Genomic DNA, 17,519 nt, shown 5'->3' with positions numbered 1-17,519 from the left:
CTCTTTTAATGCTTAGAATGTTAAGTTAAGACCTAAGATGTATTGCCTTTGGTTGTTCGGATAACTACCATAGTCAATACCAAAGGCTCCGCTCGCATAGTTACCGCTTACACCATTAGCAGTAGATGGCTGCAACTCAGGATCTAAACCGTCGTATTTTGTAATGGTGAACAGGTTAGTGCCTTGCAGATAAATGTGAACCTTGCTGATACCAACACGTTTTAACAGATTTGGGTTAATGGTATAACCAATTTGTAAAACACGCATTTTCAGGAACGAACCGTTTTCAACATAATAAGTACTTGGAATGGTTGAACCCATTGTTTGCGAATAGGTTGCTTTAGTAACGGTTGGATTTGTTACACCCGGAGAACCCCATGAGTTGTATAATGCTGCACTTGATTTAGCACCCACAAATGATGGATAGAAATCTGTAAAATACTTGGTGTAGTTAAAATCGTCGTTACCCTGTGAACCATACAATACGGTAGTAAAATCAAAGCCTTTATAAGTAGCGCTCAGATTTAAGCCATAAGTAAAATCAGGATTTGGGTTACCGATAAATGTACGGTCGTCAGAGTTGATTTTACCATCGCCATTGATATCTGCATACTTAAATGAACCGGCAGCTGCACCGTCATAAGTTGCGCCGGTAGCGGCTTCTGCATTGCTGTTATAAATACCAATTACTTTATAGCCGTAGAAAGTACCGATTGGCTGTCCGTTAGCATCACGGGTAATGGTACCCACGCGTGAGCCTGACAGATCTACGTAACCAGTACCCGGGATATTGCTGATCTTGTTTTTATAGGTAGTAAGTGTTGCACCAATATTGTAAGTGAAATCACTACCTGCCCTGCCATGATAAGTAGCAGAAAAGTCGATACCCTTATTTTGAATGTTGCCAAGGTTTACAAACGGCACACTTGCCCCACCTACGGTTGCAGGCAATGGCTGAGGGAATAATAATCCGCTAACCGTCTTTTTGTAAAACTCAACCGATACATCTAAATTTTTGATAATAGTTGCATCAAAACCAATGTTGGCAATTTTGTCTGTTTCCCAGCTTGTAGCAGGGTTACCGATCTGGTTGTTATAAAAACCTTGCTGTAATACGTTGGTACCGTTAACAGCATAATATGATGTACCAAAACCTGCACCATACAATGTTAAAGAGTTATTACCCGGTGTATTTGCATAGCTACCTGCTTCACCGTAGCTACCACGGATTTTTAAATCATTCAACCAGCTGATACCTTTCATAAAGTCTTCCTGAGAAAGGCGCCATGCTACAACTGCAGCAGGGAAATTACCCCATTTTTTGTTGCCAAAACCAGAGTATCCGTCCCTTCTGATCGTACCGCCGATGATATATTTATCATTATAAATGTAATCTACACGTGCGAATAATGACTGGATAGAAGTAGGCTGGAAGGCATAACTTGAAGCCACATTATTTTTAGTACCGTTACTTACGTTACCATAATCTGGTACTACAGAAAACAGGTCTGTAGATGTGCCACCTATATATCTGCCTACAGTTAATCTTTGCTCGTAACCAGCTAAAGCATTAATGTTATGCTTACCAAATACTTGCTTATAGTTTAACGTGTTTGACCAGTTATAGCTGGTTTGATATTGAGATTGCTCACGGTAACCATTTGAACTGTTGTGTGCTTCGTAATCATTATAAGCATTTAAGGCACTGAAGCCATACTGCCAATCGCTAATTACTGTACCGCCGAATAATGTACGTGCAGTAAAATGTTTCAGGAAATCAACTTCGGCAAATGCATTTCCCTGAATAGTCCAGCTTTTGTCGCGACTGTCTTTTGCCCTAACCTGGTTAGCTACAGGGTTTGATGCGTTACCCAGCGGCTCGCCACCCGGACCAGTATAAGTACCACCATAATTACCACCGATATCGTATACAGGTATCTGAGGCATAATACGGTAACTCATAGAAATGGCATTACCTTCCTGCTGGTTACCATAACCTGGTAAATAGAAAGATGATGGGTTTATGTTACCCAAGAAAGGTGTTTCCCTGTAATAAATATTAGCCGTTTCGCCTACGCGGATATGATCTGTGATGGCAAAAGTAGTATTAACACGTGCCTGGTATCTTTTCAGGTAAGTTTCGATCAGGGTACCTTGTTGGTTAAGGTAGCCTAATGACATAAAATACTGGTTTTTTTCGTTACCTCCGCTTGCGCTAATTGTGTGGTTCTGAATTGGGGCAGATTTATAAATCTCGTGGAACCAATCTGTACCAGCCTGATTAAATTTCTGGATCAGGAAGTCGTTTGACGGATTATTTGCATCAAAACGATACAAAGACAAATCAATGTTACTACCTGCGCCAGAGCCTTGAGTACCGTTCCAACCATAAGTAGGGATGGTACCCGGCCCACCCGGATAAATTTTATTGTAGGTGGCAGCATCATTGGCAACATAAGTTAACCTCGACATATCCTGTGGTGTAAGGATGTGCCATACGTTACCGCCCGGAGGCACTTGCGTGCCGTAAAAGCCATCATAAGAAATGGTTGATTTACCGCTTCTACCTTTTTTGGTAGTAATTACCACAACACCATTACCACCTGATACACCATAGATAGCCGCAGAACCTGCGTCTTTCAAAACGCTGATACTTTCGATATCATTAGGGTTAAGGTCAGACATGCTGGTTGTTTGCACACCATCAATTACATAAAGTGGCGAACTGTTACCAATACTTGAAATACCACGAACAAATACGTTACTACCTGCACCCGGAGCACCTGAAGTTACTACAGTTACACCCGAAGCCTGGCCTTGTAATATTTGGTCTGTACTACTGGTAGGGATCTTTTTAGCATCGTTAACAGAAACTGTAGCTACAGCACCCGCAATATCTTTTTTGCGTTGTGCGGTATAACCAGTAACCACCACTTCGTTAAGTGATTTGTTATTTACCTGTAAGGTAACATTGTAGCTGGGTTGCCCTGTAACAGCAACCTCCTGGGCGGTATAGCCCACATAAGTAATTACGAGCGACTGGCCCGACCGTGCATTAATGGAGAAGTTACCGTTAACATCAGTCACCGTACCTTCCTGAGTACCTTTAATGCGGACAGCGGCCCCGACAATGGGCTGCCTGTCATCACTGCCGATTACCCGGCCGGTGATTTTTGTTTGAGCCGTAACTACCAATGAAGAGAGCAGGCAGCATAGCAGCAAACACAATACTCTCGCCTTGAGGAGTAAACTTTTAAACATGAGATTGAGATTTTAGTTGATTAATTATTGATTTTTATTTTGAGCCTTATGTTGAGAGAGAGAGAGAAAGGCTTTATAAGCTAAGGACTACCCCGGAGTGCGCACACCCCATGCTGCACATGCAATTTATGTGAGCAGGCTTGTTGTACAGAAATAAGCTTTTGTAAACGTTTTACCATATAGTAACTACAAAATCTATTAACGTATTTACATCAAAGCAATGCGTGTGTCACATTTACTTTGTTGTTATAATAATATCAGTTTATATAATTTATACCCGGTTATAAAGTATAATTGGCGTTTAACTAATGTAGATTAAGTGTAACGTATACACAAGTATTATATAAGAATTATTTTTTATTTAATAAAACCCCTAATTTTTCACAATCATTATAATTTAACACCCCTTATATTTAATTGTATTTATAATTTTGAGGTGTTTTATTTAATAAATCTTAAAGACATATTGTATTAAAAAAACGATTTCAAACGTTTTCGTAATTCAAAAAGTTAAATAGTATAAATTTCTATTGGCAAAGTTTATTTAGATTGCAATAAACCTTTAATGCTAATTTAATATTGAAGCGGTTAAAAATACAATCAATCATTTTACTGCAGCCGTTGAACTAAGGTTTACTTGTTAAAAAATTTATAGGCATTTTGCCTGATGATAAACGCTATCCTACTAACTATTAAATGTTTACAAGACAGGAATTAATTGATTATTCAAACGAAGCCAGAGAAAAATGGCTGATACATATATCTATAGATTGTGTGGTTTTTGGATTTCACGAGGGGCAACTTAAAGTACTTTTACTAAAAGTAAAGGATGAAGATAAATGGTATTTACCCGGTGGATTTGTGCAAAAGCAGGAACCTCTTGATGACGCAGCCAGCCGCATACTAAGAGAACGTACCAGCCTCGACCAGATTTTTCTGCAACAGTATCATGTATTTGGCGACCCAAACCGTACAAGGCCGCATAATGAAATGTATAAAGGCATTGTTGATGATGAAAAAAATAATTGGTTTAGTAACCGTTTCATCAGTATCGGTTATTATGCACTTGTTGATTTTCATAATACGATACCTGTACCCGATCTGCATGCCGAATTATGTACCTGGTTTAGCTTAAACGAACTTCCGGCACTTAATCTCGACCATAAACAGATATTGGATAATGCGCTTTATGCACTAAGGCTTCAACTTAATTATCAGCCTATCGGCTATAACCTGATGCCGCATGAATTTACTATGCCAGAGCTGCAAAAGCTTTATGAAACTATTTTAGATAAAAAACTCGACCGTCGTAACTTTCAGCGTAAGATATTAGCTTACGATATCCTCGACCGGTCTGAGTACCCACGTAAAGGCGGCGCGCATAAAGCTCCATACCTGTATTCTTTCAATTTGGAAAAATATCAGCAGGCTTTAAAAGAAGGTTTATCTTCTGGGTGGTAGATTTCAAAGGTCAGGTGACTGAGGTTTGAGTGTTGGAGGTGCGAGTGTCTGAGGTGCGAGAATGAAAGAAGTGTGAGTTTCTGAGGTGCGGATTAAAATAAAAACTCGAACCTAATAACTGGCAACACGCAACTAATAACTCGCAACTGAATACACACAACTCGTTACTGAAACAGGCAGCTCGCAACTGAAGAAGCTAAATGCTAATTTTCAGCCGGTCGTAAGCCAGGTATATGCCTTTGGGCAGTTCCTTGCTTACATCTGCATGTTTACCTAAGCGGTGGCTGATATGGGTAAAATAGGTTTCTTCTGCTCCTATTTCCTGTGCAAAGTCAATGGCTTCCTCAAGTGTAAAGTGCGAAATATGGCTTTGCCTTTGCAATGCGTTTATTACTAATATTTTACTGCCTTTTATTTTTTCCTTTTCCGCATCACTTATTGTTTTAGCATCGGTGATATAAGTAAAGTCCTTTATGCGGAAACCTAAAACGGGCAGTTTATAATGCAGCACTTCTATGGGAGTAAAATTCATTCCTGCCGCGCTAAATCGCTGTAAACTGATCGTGTGCAAATTCATTTGAGGTATGCCCGGATATTTAAACTCCGTAAAAACGTAATAAAATTCTCGCCTCAGCGCTTCTTGCACACGCTCTGTTGCGTAAATATCCATTGCCTTTTGCTGCTTAAAGTTAAAAGCACGGATATCATCCAAACCAGCAATATGGTCTTTATGTTCATGGGTAAAAACCACAGCATCAAGCCGCTGTACGTCTTCGCGAAGCATCTGGTACCTAAAATCGGGGCCGGTATCAATCACCACGGCAGTACCATCATCATCCTGCAGCATAATTGACGAACGCAGCCGCTTATCATGCTTATCAGTTGATTTACATACTTCACAGTTACAGGCTATAACGGGCACTCCCTGCGATGTTCCGGTCCCTAAAAACGTAACTATCACAGTTGCAGTTCTGTTTGTTTAATTTGCTGATAAAATGCCTGCTGCTTTTCGTCGAGCAGTTTCTGATCTACTTCTAAAGAACGGATAAGTTCTTGCAGAGCCTGTATCTTACTTTCAAGATTCGAAAACTTGTTTACTACCACCATCCTGCTGCTTTGCAACAGACAGGCGCCTGTTTTAAAATTACCTTTTTCATACCTCACCCTGTAACCTGCCGATTTCAGCAGATTTTCGAGCTTTTCGAGTGTATGGTTAGTAGCAGTTAGCATATAGGTGTAATTTCAAAATTAATAAATGCAGCTAAATGTTTGCAATTATTCAACAAAAAAGGCTGCAATTGCAGCCTTTAAATATTATCGTAAGTCAACCACCTCGACTCCAGGGTGTGCCTTGGGGTCAAACGTGAAAGTATTATCTGGCACGTTTGCATTACTACTGAACGACTTAATGGTATAGTTATACTTGTTACCATTTCTATCAAAGATCAAAGCACTGTAAATTTGCTTTTGAGCTTTATCAATAAATAAACGCACTTTAAATATCGACTTTTTAGCATCCAACGGGCTAAGCTCAATCACCTGGCAAAGCTTGCCATTCAGTTTCTGATCACCTGTATATAAATACTTAAAGCCTTTTTGGTAAATGGTAAATATCTGGGCAGGGTTTAAACCTTCGCCGCTTTTATCCACTTCATTTACCTGAACCTCGTTATCCTTTTTAAGATAAGTCCATTGGCTTTTACCATCGCTGATGATTTCCTGAGCAATCACCGGCTTGCCTGCAACAGGTTTACCATAAATGGTTACTTTAAATTTATTGCTTTTTGATTTAGCAACAAGTGTACCTGTCTGTGTTTCTCTAATATTAGCCTGCGGGTTCTCTAATGCAAAAACAAAGTCTGTTTTTACAGCATCATAAGTTTTATACTTATTGGTAACCTGATCTAATATGGCTTTAGCCTGGGTATCTTTTTGAGCAAAAGTTTTGCCTAATGTAGCCAGACTGATTATAGTAAATAAGATAGTTTTTTTCATAAAATTCAGCCGCCAAAGGTAATGACCTTAGCTTAAATTAGATAAAAAGATTTCAGATTGGTTTAATCCTTTTTTTGCAGTTCTTCAAGATGTCTTTCCAGGCTGTATTCGTCAGGGTATAAAACCTCACGGGCTTTGCTGCCTTCAAACGGACCAACAATACCTGCGGCTTCTAACTGATCAATGATACGGCCTGCACGGTTATAACCTAATTTAAGCTTACGCTGAATTAACGATGTTGAGCCCTGCTGATGTAGTACAATTAAACGCGCTGCGTCTTCGAACATCGGGTCACGGTCAGACGGATCAAATTCTTTGGGGCTGCTGCTTGCCTCGCCCTCTCCCACATATTCAGGCAACAGCATTGCAGTTGAATAGCCACGCTGGTTACCAATAAAGTCGGATATTTTTTCTACTTCCGGCGTATCAACAAAGGCACACTGCAAACGAATCAGGTCACTGCCCATCGCCAACAACATATCACCACGGCCAATTAACTGATCAGCACCGCCTGCATCCAAAATGGTACGAGAGTCTATCTTTGACAATACCCTAAATGCCAAACGAGCCGGAAAGTTAGCCTTAATGGTACCGGTGATAATATTAACCGATGGGCGCTGCGTGGCAATAACCAGGTGAATACCCACCGCACGGGCAAGCTGCGCTAAACGGGCAATTGGGGTTTCTACCTCTTTACCGGCAGTCATCATTAAATCGGCAAACTCGTCAACCACTAATACAATGAAAGGTAAAAAGCGGTGGCCTTCATTAGGGTTAAGCTTACGGTTAACAAACTTGGCGTTATACTCTTTCAGGTTACGTACCTGTGCATCTTTAAGCAGGTCATAACGCTGATCCATCTCAATACACAAAGAATTAAGTGTATTAATTACCTTCTTAGTATCAGTGATAATGGCATCAGCCTCGTCAGGAAGCTTAGCCAGGAAATGCCTTTCTATTTTGCGGAACAAAGTTAACTCCACCTTTTTAGGGTCAACCATTACAAACTTAAGCTCGGCTGGGTGGCGTTTGTAAAGCAACGATACTAATATCGCATTGATACCAACCGACTTACCCTGGCCGGTAGCACCTGCCACCAATAAGTGTGGCATCTTAGCCAGGTCGGCAATAAATACTTCATTAGAGATGGTTTTACCTAAAGCTATAGGCAGATCCATTGTGGTGTTCTGAAATTTCTCAGTAGCCAATACACTACGCATAGATACCATTTCAGGATGCTGATTAGGCACCTCGATACCTATAGTACCCTTACCCGGCATTGGCGCAATAATACGGATACCTAAAGCTGCAAGGCTAAGTGCGATATCGTCTTCCAGGTTTTTAATTTTGGAAATACGCACACCCGGCGCAGGGATGATCTCGTACAAGGTTACTGTTGGGCCTATGGTTGCCTTGATCTTATCAATCTCAATATTGTAGTGATTAAGGGTCTCTACAATTTTATTTTTATTGGCTTCAAGCTCACCGGCATCAACAGCTATTTTATTTGAACCATAGTTTTCAAGCAGGTCAAGTCCCGGATATTTATAACCCGAAAGATCAAGCTTGGGATCAAATGTTCCGAATTTGTCTACCAGTTCGTTAGCAGTAACTTCAGTTTCTTTTTCAATCGGCAGTTCAGCCTGCGGGCGCGTATCTTCAACAGTAAGCGGGATGTCCTCTACTTCCGACCCACCTTCTTCCATTAAAGGTTCAGGCGTTAAAGTAATCGGCTCGTGCAAAATGTTGTTTTGCAAAACTGTTGTATGTGCTGTACTATGCGGTATAATTTCTTCCTCGTGTATAGGCTCAGCTGCTATAATAGGCTTATGCACCACTACGTTTTGCTGCAAAGGCGTTGTTGGCATAGGCGGCTCTGGGATAGGTTCAAACCTGGCCCGGTTTGTTTTTTGCCATTCCACCGGTTCTGAAATCAACTCATCTTCCAATTCTACCGGCTCTGGTACAATACCATTGGCTACAGATGGCATAAGCCCGCCTTTGGTTTTACGTTCAGGCAATTTAAAGTCGATGTTATAAGCAATGATCAGTACGGTTAAAGCTGCAAACACCAGTAAAAACCCTGTACCGGCCTGCCCTATCTGGGCATCAAGCAAACGGTTGGTCCAAAAACCAAATTCGCCTTCTAAAAAGTGCGGATAGTCAGATATTAAACCATGTATAAAACCAACAGCAATTGATAAAAATACAATGCTGAAAAAAGAATAAGCAAGCGTTTTAGGTATAGAAAACAACCTTACCTTAAACAGCATGCGGTAACCTATTACCACAAATATAAATACAAACAGGTAAGAGGCTACACCAAACCACTGGTATATAAACTGGTCTGAAAGCAGAGCGCCAAGTTTACCCATCCAGTTATCTACAATAGGATCTTTAATGCCATTGTCAAGAAGCTCCTGCTGGGTTTTAAAAAGGTTATGCCAGCCGCCATTAGCGCGCGACACATAGCTTTGGTCCTGCTGCCAGGTAAACATATAGGCAGTAAAAGCCATAAAGAAAAATATGGCGAGTATCAGGCAAAATAACCCGGCAATTTTTACAAAACGGCCATCGTGAAGGTTAAAATCAGGCAGTTTTTCAATGCGCGACTTAACTGTCTTTTCACGTCCGTTTTTGGCAGGTCCGTTACCCTGGCGTGGCTTATTTTCGTCCCTGAAACTATTAGAAGATTTAAACTGATTTCCTTTTGGCGGCATCCGTATCGACAGTTAAAAACGCAAATATAAAGTTAATAGATAAAAGCGCCATTCGTAATATTTTTTAAAATATTTGTAATATTGATTTATGAGCGTAGAACAATTGGAAGCATATATTGGTTCGGCAGATATTATGGGATTAAAAAGGCTGTTTACAGCCAACCCATCGCTGGCTACTGCCAATACCAGTTACAATGTATCGCCGCTTATGCTGGCCTGCTACTTTAAAAAGCCGCAGATTGTTTCGCTTATACTCGAACATTTAAGCGAAATTAATTTGTTCGAAGCGTCCGCTGCGGGTAAGTTTGATGCGGTGGCTTACCTGGTGCAGTCGCAGCCTGATTCTATAAATGATTATGCGCCTGATGGCTTTACCCCGCTTGGCTTGGCCTGTTATTTTGGGCATTTGGAAGTAGCTAAGTATTTAATTTTAAAGGGAGCTGATGTCAACCTGCCTGCCGATAACAATTTCCGGGTTGCACCCATACATTCGGCAGTGGCTGGCAACTTTACGGCTATTACAAAGCTATTGATTGAAAACGGCGCCAATGTAAATGTGGTGCAACAGGCTGGCAGTACGCCCCTACACGCAGCCGCTCAGAATGGCAACCTTGACATCCTTATCTTATTACTGGAAAATGGCGCATCGGTTGATGCACGCATGGAAGGCGGCAAATTACCTGCCGACCTTGCACGCGAAAAAGGGTTTAAAGAAATAGCCGATATATTAAGCTGATCTTAAAATCAAAACCTTACATTGCGCGTTGTAAACATATAAATTACGATTCATGAAAGCTGAAAAAATGGTAATGCTTACCGGCAGAGAATATCAGGAGATAAAAAGCAAACTTGATAACGACCAGTCTTGCATATACAACATCGGCACTGAAGCAAAGCCCCAGATAATAAACGTAACCAACATTTACCTGGATACCGATCCTGATTTTACACGTAACCCCCGCCAGTTTGCCAAGGTACACGACGATAAATCTGTTCAAGTAAAAATAGAGTACGACGACCAGGTTTAACTATTTAAGGCCTGCCAGTTAATCACTTAGTTTTTGATAACCCTGGGATAATCGGATATAATTGCCTTCTGTTTCTTAAGTGCGGAAACCTTTAAAATAGAAAATTCAAAGCCGGGATTTAACGCTGGCTTTTTATTAAAGATCGGTTATCCTTGAATGGATACGCTTTACATAGTTGCGGATATCAAGCACAATTCCTGCAAAAAAATAAAATACCAGCGGAAAACCTACTGCCAGAAATGATGAGTAAATAAAAAATAGCCTGATTTTGGCTATAGAGATATTAAAGCGTTCGCCAAGATAGGTGCAAACCCCAAATGAGTAACGCTCAAAAAATGTTAGAATACGCTGTATCATCTCAAACCAATCTTAATATCTTGTTTCCAACGCCGCATTGCAAACACTTTTTAAAGTTGCAATAATTGTTGCGAAGTTCCAATAGGGCCTGTGTTTCAAAAGCAGTTTTAGTTTTCAATCCTAAAACGTCGAAATCATCTATAATGTTATTCTGTTCTGCGGGCAACTCTTCTAAAAGCTGTAAGCATCTGCTTATGTATCGTTGTTGCTGATGGTACTTGCCGTAGCTAAACAAGGTGAGCGCCAATGTATTAAGCAATATGTTGTTAACAGAGCTCTCCCCCATTTGTTTTGATACTGATTTACTTTCTGTACCGAAACGATAATGGGTATCCCAATACGGATTTACTTCGATGCCTGCAAACAGATCAATCAGTTGCGGAATCTCTTTAATCTCGATAATCTTAGAAAACAAATGGTTTGATTTTACAATGAGTGCAGCAAATTGTGCCAGCCTGATTGTTGGAAAGTTAAGCGGCCGCATGCGGGCAAATTTCCATAAGTGCTTTTCAACGGGGTTGAGGTTATATTTTTTACGAAGAAACTGGTATTCAGTTTTGAGCTTGTTGGGATATTCTTCCGTAAAGTCTTCTTCAAGAAAACCAGCCTGGCCAAATATTAATGCTTCTATTTGTAAAGGAGAATTTTTATGCTTGGCCAAAACGGATTGCGGTAAAGATTTAGCCAGCATCTCAAATGGCAGCGCATTAACTTTAAAACCAAAATTTGCAGCTAAATGCTGGTAAAAAGTTTCTTCCCAATCGCCTTTATTATGCGCTAATGATTCTAAGATCAAAGCCGATTTCTTCTCTAAGCGTTCCACTAAAACGCGGGTGAGCCAGTTACGCATAGTTAAACTATCTACAGAAGCAATAGTTGCCTCGCAGGGGATTAAACGCTGATTGCCATAAATCATTTGATGGTAGCGGCTATAAAGTTCGGCTGGGATACGCTCAGCCAACTCTAATGTTGGAAGGTCGCGGCGCAACAAGGTTTCAGGAATATCATTTTTATAAACCACATGCAACACCACATTGTCATAAGCCTTATCATGGTGGTGGCCGTGCTTTCGCCAGTCTGATGCGGCAACGTGGATCTCTACATTTCCGGCCCAAATGGTGTTGCCAATTTTAACACGGGCATTACTGAAATCCGGCCCGGCATTAGTGTTTTGTAAACCCGGGTTTAATATTTCTATATCTTCACCGGCAGTGGTTTTCAGCGCTGTGCGATCAAAAAGCCTGAATTTCCATACATAGTACAAAAAGTCTTCGGTGAAAAGCATAGGTTATCGTGTACGGTTTGTTTATTTCAAATGTAATTAAAAGCATGAAGATTATAGCAACCGTAAATACCCTGCGAAGCATCTGCACATGGGTACGCCTACATCTTCAAAAATTACCTTAACTTTGTGCCATACTACCGGGGTATCCCTACCAGTTATGATTAATATAAACACCTTATTTCAGGAAGCAGTTCAGTTGCTTCGTCACCTGATATCTACACCCTCTTTTAGTAAAGAAGAAAATCTTACGGCCAATATCGTTAATGCTTATTTAGAGCAACACGGCGTAGCAACACACCGTAAAATGAATAACGTTTGGGCATGGAATAAACACTTTGACCCGGCAAAGCCTACCATTTTGCTTAACTCGCACCATGACACGGTAAAGCCAAACTCGGGCTATACCCGCGATCCTTTTGAAGCTAAAATTGAAGACGGCAAGCTTTATGGCTTAGGCAGTAATGATGCAGGTGGATGCCTGGTATCGCTTATTGCTACCTTCCTTTACTTTTACGAAAAAGAAGGCCTGAAGTACAATTTTTGCCTGGCTGCTACTGCCGAAGAAGAAATTTCGGGAGTTAATGGTCTTGAACTGATCATTCCTGAACTTGGCAAACTGGATTTTGGCATTGTAGGTGAACCCACCTTAATGCATCTTGCTATTGCCGAACGCGGGCTTATGGTGCTTGACTGTACAGCGCATGGTAAAGCAGGCCATGCCGCACGCGAAGAAGGCGAAAACGCCATTTATAAAGCGATACAAGACATCGAATGGTTCCGTACCTATCGTTTCCCTAAAGAGTCGGAAGTTTTTGGGCCGATAAAAATGTCGGTGACCATCATCAATGCAGGTTCGCAGCATAACGTAGTACCTGCCGAATGTACTTTTACCGTTGATGTGCGTGTTACAGATGCTTACCGCAACGAGGAAGTGTTAGAGATGATCCGCGAGCATGTAACCAGCGAGGTAAAACCACGTTCTATCCGTTTAAAGCCATCATCAATAGATAAAAACCACCCTATAGTACAAGCTGGCATCGCTTTAGGCAGAACCACTTACGGTTCGCCAACTACGTCAGACCAATCGCTATTAGATATTCCTTCTGTGAAAGTAGGCCCCGGCGATTCGGCTCGTTCACATACCGCAGATGAGTTTATCTATGTAAATGAAATTGAAGAAGGCATCAATTTGTATATCCAGATGCTGGAAAAGATATGCTGAATTTGAGTGAGGAGTTGAAAGCTGAAAGCAGAAAGCGAAAAGCTGAAAGTCGAAAGCAAAAAACATCTTGTGTCATTGCGATCTGCCGAAAGGCAGAGAAGCAATCGCTAATAAGAAAATTGTTTTTTCAAATCGGGGATTGCTTCTTCGTTGCACTCATCGCAATTCACGAGAATCTGAAGCAACAAACACTTATCGTCATTGCGATCTGCCGAAAGGCGGAGAAGCAATCTCCGATTTGCAAGAGCAATCTACTACTTTGTGATTGCTTCGTTCCTGGCAATGACATTTCAACGATCTCACTTCTACTCAAACAACTCCTGCGCTTCGGTATAGTACGTTTTACGGGAGCCTTCTTTCACCAAGATCTTCTCACCTTTTGGTGTTTCCTTTTTGCGTGTATGATGCACCTGCAGAAAGTCGCGGAATTCGCCGCTGATGATATCCGGTTTTGCTTTTATAATCTGCTTTTGTGCTTCAGTTAAAACGCTGTGTACTGACTTTGCCAGATCTTTAACCTTATTGTCAGGTATTTTATTGGCGACAGAAAACGGCGATATACCTGCATCGTATAAAATCTCGTCGGCATAGGCATTTCCAATTCCCCTGATAAATTTCTGATCGAGCAAAATGGTCTTGATCGCGGAGCGTTTCTTAGACAGCTTCTCCACAAACCATTTTGCATTTACCGTTTTATCCAGTGCATCTGGCACATCTGTTTCCGGCGGATCAAGCGTTGGCGTAGCTGCTCCCTGAAAATCGGTAAGCGCCAGCCCTTCGCCATCGTCAAAGTTCATGTCTAAAACCGTGTACTTATTTTCGTTATGCGTTTTAAACAAATGCAGTTGCCCGTGCAGCATTAAATGCAAAGCAAGTGTATGCTTACCGAAATCAAAGTAAAGTTCCTTCCCGCTGCGGTAAACCTTTTTCAGTTTATGTCCATGCAATGCCTGCTGCATATCATCCGCGCTTACTTTGGCTTTACGGCTGTTTACATTTAACCATTTCAGCGTTTTACCGGCTAACTGTTTATCCAGGTTATGAGCAAAAACTTCAAGATCGGGCAATTCGGGCATAGCATTAAATTTTCAAGTACAACACCTGAAATTAACTATTGCTTGCCAAGTATAGGCGAAAATTTTCCTTCATAATCTTTTACATAACCATCAACTTTTGCATACAACGCCGGTTGGTTATTTTCTTTAGCTAATCCTGCTAATCCATTAAGTACCGACATACCGATTTGCACGGTACGGGTGTCTAACGTATCGGGATTGTCTTTCATTAAATGATAGTTATAATTCAGCTGATCGGTTACATAAGCAGCGATACTGTTTACATACTTATTACCCAGTTTAACATCCTGTAAATGGTAAGCGGTATCTGCTACATAAAACTTACGTGCCGCCACGTCTATGTATGGGTTAAGGTCGGGCATTACTTCATCAAACTTGTGAAGGGTATTTAAGGCTAAATCTTTATGGCCTTCGGCAACAAGGCTTTGCGTCAAAGTCATGAATGTGTTTAACAGGATAGGATAAAACATATCAGCCGATTGGTTATCAAGATAACGGGCGTGTTTGTAATTGCCATATTTATACTTGTTCACCATGTTATCATACATCACCAGCGAGTTTACCCTGTCACTATCCTGATCATCTGTAGTGGCTTCTTTTTTAAACGGCAACAGGCGGCTATGCAAACCTTCCTTGTATAAGTATGGGCGCAAGCCAAAAGAATCGGCATCACTCATAGAATAGGCAAAGCATATGGGACGTTTCCAGTTGTTATGTACCAGGATGTCCATCATGGCTAAATTACCTTTGGTAAGGTAATCGGCAGGGAACTTCCACTCCATCGTATCAGCCAGGCGGTCTTCTTGTCCCGGCGCAATTACATGGTTGGCAAGCACTGCTTTTTTATCAATGGTCAGCTTAAAATTTTTGGTAGGTAAATAGTTCTCCGTGCTGCCATCCGTATACTCAACCTTGGCCTGCGGATTGTCAGACATTACAAAATCGTACACCTCTTTCAATTCTACCGAATCGGGCAGTTTGGCATCATTGTAACGAATGATGTCACGCACACCGTCTTTATATTTATCATAAGCCATTGTTATTGGCAGCGGAGCCGAGTTGTTCACACTGCGCTGCATCTGGCGGATGTTCCAATCCCCAGTAAACAGTTCCGTATTTACTATACGTACATCAGGACGTACGTTTTCCACCTCTTGTAAATACCACAGCGGATAGGTTTCATTATCGGCAGTGGTAAACAGTATCGCATTTTTCGGGCAGGTCATCAGGTAATCATAAGCCAGGTCATGCGCTATAGCTTTGGTAGAACGATCATGCCCGCGCCATTCTTTACTTGCTAATAAAACCGGGACAGCAATTAAACAAGCTGCAACACTTGCATAAGCAGCAACCTTTCCTTTCAACTTTTTCATTACCAGATCGGCCATGGCAAGCACACCTAAACCAATCCAAATGGCAAAAGCATAAAAAGAGCCTACATACGAGTAATCCCGCTCGCGCGGCTGCAGGTTATCCTGGTTTACATAAAGTACAATGGCCAGTCCCATAAAAAACCACATCATCAGTACTACCAGTGCGTCATTTTTATTTTTACGATACTGGTATACAGCACCCAATAAGCCAATAATCAGTGGTATGGCATACAGCGGCATGTAGTTATTGTTGCTCAAGATAGAATTTGGCAAGTGCTTGCCATGATCAAACCATCCGCTTGTCCAGTTGCCATTTAAATCTTTGGTGCTGGTTTGTCCATCGGTTTCATTATAACGGCCTACAAAGTTCCAAAGGAAGTAACGGAAATACATCTGGTACATTTGCCAGCTAAACATAAAGTTCATGTTATCTGCAAAGTTTGGCGTATGGCTATCGCTCAGTTGCAGCCATTGTTTAAAGAAGCTGACATCCCCGGGATCATTACTATACAAACGCGGCAGAATAGTATTATGATCATAGATAAGCTTTTGCTGCTTGCCTATCATCTCATATTGCTTATCGCCTTTGCGGTAAAGCGTGCGGCCTTCTTTTTGGTCAATTGGCTTGGCATCATAATATTGTCCGTAAATAAGCGGCGGAGAAATATATTGAACGCGGTTAAGGTATCCCCCTAAAGTAAAGGCATTATCCGGGTGGGTATTATTGAGCGTGGTGTTAGCATGTGCCCGGATCGGGATCATGGTAAAAGAGCTGTAGCCAAAATAGATAAAGGCTACACAAACCAGTGCCAGGTTAAGCGCACGTTTTTGCTTTCGGATACTGTAAACAATACCAGCTGCCAAAGCACCTAACAATACCACAATAAAAATCAATGCACCACTATTAAATGGCATGTGCAGCGAGTTGACCACAAACAGATCGAAATAAGCAGCAAACTTAACCGTATACTGAATAATACCGAACTGCACAAAAGCCAGCAGCACTACGCCTGATAAAAATGCGATCAAAGTATTGCGGTTACTGATCTTTTTGCTTCTGCGGAAATAATAAACCAAAGTTAGTGCAGGTATAGTAAGCAGGTTGAGTAAGTGGATGCCTATGGACAAACCCATTACGTAGGCTACCAGTACCAACAGTCTGTCGGCACCGGGCTCATCAGCATGCGCTTCCCATTTTAGTACGGCCCAAATAACAACTGCGGTACATAGCATAGCCGGAGCAAATACAATGGTTTCCACTGCCGAAAACCAAAACGTATCTGTATAAGTAAACCCTATGGCACCCACCAAACCGGCACCCATAATAAGTATGGTTTGTACATTTGAAGGCAGCTCTCCCTTTTTTACCAGCAGCTTATGGGCTAACAGGGTAATGGTCCAAAACAGGAACATAATAGCTACACTACTGGCCACCGCCGAGCCAAAGTTGGTAAACAGCGCCACCTTTGTTTTATCGCCGAATGAGAGTAGTGAAAATGCTTTACCTAACATGGCAAACAAGGGATAACCAGGCTGGTGCGAAACTTCGAGTTTGTAGGCACAGGAAATAAATTCGCCGCAATCCCAGAAACTTACCGTACGCTCAAGCGTAAGCGTGTAGGTTACAATGGCTATGATGCAACAAAGCAAGCCCAGCAGGTTATTAATTTTCTTGTAAGACATGATTGGTAAAGATTAGTTGTTGACGGGCTAATATCCAGATAATAAATTATGATGATTG

General features: G+C 41.4%; 13 protein-coding genes. 4 read left to right on the top strand and 9 right to left on the bottom strand.

All coding sequences use genetic code 11. The features are described from left to right. Window positions 1-12: 12 nt before the first annotated feature. Complete coding sequence (locus PQ461_RS06140; RefSeq protein WP_274302487.1) at window positions 13-3,261, bottom strand: SusC/RagA family TonB-linked outer membrane protein; 3,249 nt, start codon at window positions 3,259-3,261, stop codon at window positions 13-15. Between the two features lie 696 nt (window positions 3,262-3,957). Here PQ461_RS06140 and PQ461_RS06135 point away from each other — a divergent pair. Beyond that, window positions 3,958-4,722: an NUDIX hydrolase gene (locus tag PQ461_RS06135; RefSeq protein WP_274302486.1), complete on the top strand. Its 765-nt coding sequence runs from the start codon at window positions 3,958-3,960 to the stop codon at window positions 4,720-4,722. 196 nt (window positions 4,723-4,918) lie between these two features. Here PQ461_RS06135 and PQ461_RS06130 read toward each other — a convergent pair whose 3' ends face one another. The 4 genes from PQ461_RS06130 to PQ461_RS06115 form a co-directional block, all read right to left on the bottom strand. Beyond that, window positions 4,919-5,683 carry an MBL fold metallo-hydrolase gene (locus tag PQ461_RS06130; RefSeq protein ID WP_274302485.1) on the bottom strand — a complete coding sequence of 255 codons (765 nt, stop codon included), beginning with the start codon at window positions 5,681-5,683 and terminating at the stop codon, window positions 4,919-4,921. Then, complete coding sequence (locus PQ461_RS06125) at window positions 5,680-5,952, bottom strand: hypothetical protein (RefSeq protein WP_274302484.1); 273 nt, start codon at window positions 5,950-5,952, stop codon at window positions 5,680-5,682. The genes PQ461_RS06130 and PQ461_RS06125 overlap by 4 nt, the downstream gene beginning before the upstream one ends. A gap of 84 nt (window positions 5,953-6,036) precedes the next feature. Then, on the bottom strand, window positions 6,037-6,717 hold the full coding sequence (gene lolA1, locus PQ461_RS06120; protein WP_274302483.1) for an outer membrane lipoprotein periplasmic chaperone LolA1: 681 nt from the start codon (window positions 6,715-6,717) through the stop codon (window positions 6,037-6,039). Between the two features lie 62 nt (window positions 6,718-6,779). Continuing rightward, the gene (locus PQ461_RS06115; RefSeq protein ID WP_274302482.1) at window positions 6,780-9,437 is read right to left on the bottom strand and encodes an FtsK/SpoIIIE family DNA translocase; all 2,658 of its coding nucleotides are present in this window, start codon (window positions 9,435-9,437) and stop codon (window positions 6,780-6,782) included. Window positions 9,438-9,525: 88 nt separating this feature from the next. Here PQ461_RS06115 and PQ461_RS06110 point away from each other — a divergent pair, with 88 nt between their 5' ends. Further along, entirely contained in the window at window positions 9,526-10,173 is a 648-nt protein-coding gene (locus PQ461_RS06110) for an ankyrin repeat domain-containing protein (protein WP_274302481.1), read from the top strand. Between the two features lie 52 nt (window positions 10,174-10,225). Continuing rightward, window positions 10,226-10,465, top strand: coding sequence for a hypothetical protein (locus PQ461_RS06105; protein WP_274302480.1), 240 nt, complete (start codon window positions 10,226-10,228; stop codon window positions 10,463-10,465). A gap of 135 nt (window positions 10,466-10,600) precedes the next feature. Here the strand turns inward: PQ461_RS06105 and PQ461_RS06100 are convergent, their stop codons facing one another. Beyond that, window positions 10,601-10,822: a PspC domain-containing protein gene (locus PQ461_RS06100; RefSeq protein ID WP_274302479.1), complete on the bottom strand. Its 222-nt coding sequence runs from the start codon at window positions 10,820-10,822 to the stop codon at window positions 10,601-10,603. Window position 10,823: 1 nt separating this feature from the next. Continuing rightward, window positions 10,824-12,107 (bottom strand): DUF2851 family protein, encoded by a 1,284-nt coding sequence (locus tag PQ461_RS06095; RefSeq protein WP_274302478.1) that lies wholly within the window; start codon window positions 12,105-12,107, stop codon window positions 10,824-10,826. A 157-nt stretch (window positions 12,108-12,264) separates the two neighbouring features. On the opposite strand from PQ461_RS06095, the gene PQ461_RS06090 reads away from it, so the two are divergent. Beyond that, on the top strand, window positions 12,265-13,329 hold the full coding sequence (locus PQ461_RS06090; protein WP_274302477.1) for a M20 family metallo-hydrolase: 1,065 nt from the start codon (window positions 12,265-12,267) through the stop codon (window positions 13,327-13,329). Window positions 13,330-13,634: 305 nt separating this feature from the next. Here PQ461_RS06090 and PQ461_RS06085 read toward each other — a convergent pair whose 3' ends face one another. Both PQ461_RS06085 and PQ461_RS06080 read right to left on the bottom strand, forming a co-directional pair. Continuing rightward, window positions 13,635-14,405, bottom strand: coding sequence for an Fpg/Nei family DNA glycosylase (locus PQ461_RS06085; RefSeq protein ID WP_274302476.1), 771 nt, complete (start codon window positions 14,403-14,405; stop codon window positions 13,635-13,637). Between the two features lie 35 nt (window positions 14,406-14,440). Then, on the bottom strand, window positions 14,441-17,461 hold the full coding sequence (locus tag PQ461_RS06080) for a glycosyltransferase family 117 protein (protein ID WP_274302475.1): 3,021 nt from the start codon (window positions 17,459-17,461) through the stop codon (window positions 14,441-14,443). Between the last annotated feature and the right edge of the window lie 58 nt (window positions 17,462-17,519).

Source organism: Mucilaginibacter sp. KACC 22063 (genome assembly GCF_028736115.1).
GTDB lineage: Bacteria > Bacteroidota > Bacteroidia > Sphingobacteriales > Sphingobacteriaceae > Mucilaginibacter.
Note: the sequence above shows the minus strand (reverse complement) of the source record. Positions and strands in the feature narration are given on the sequence as shown.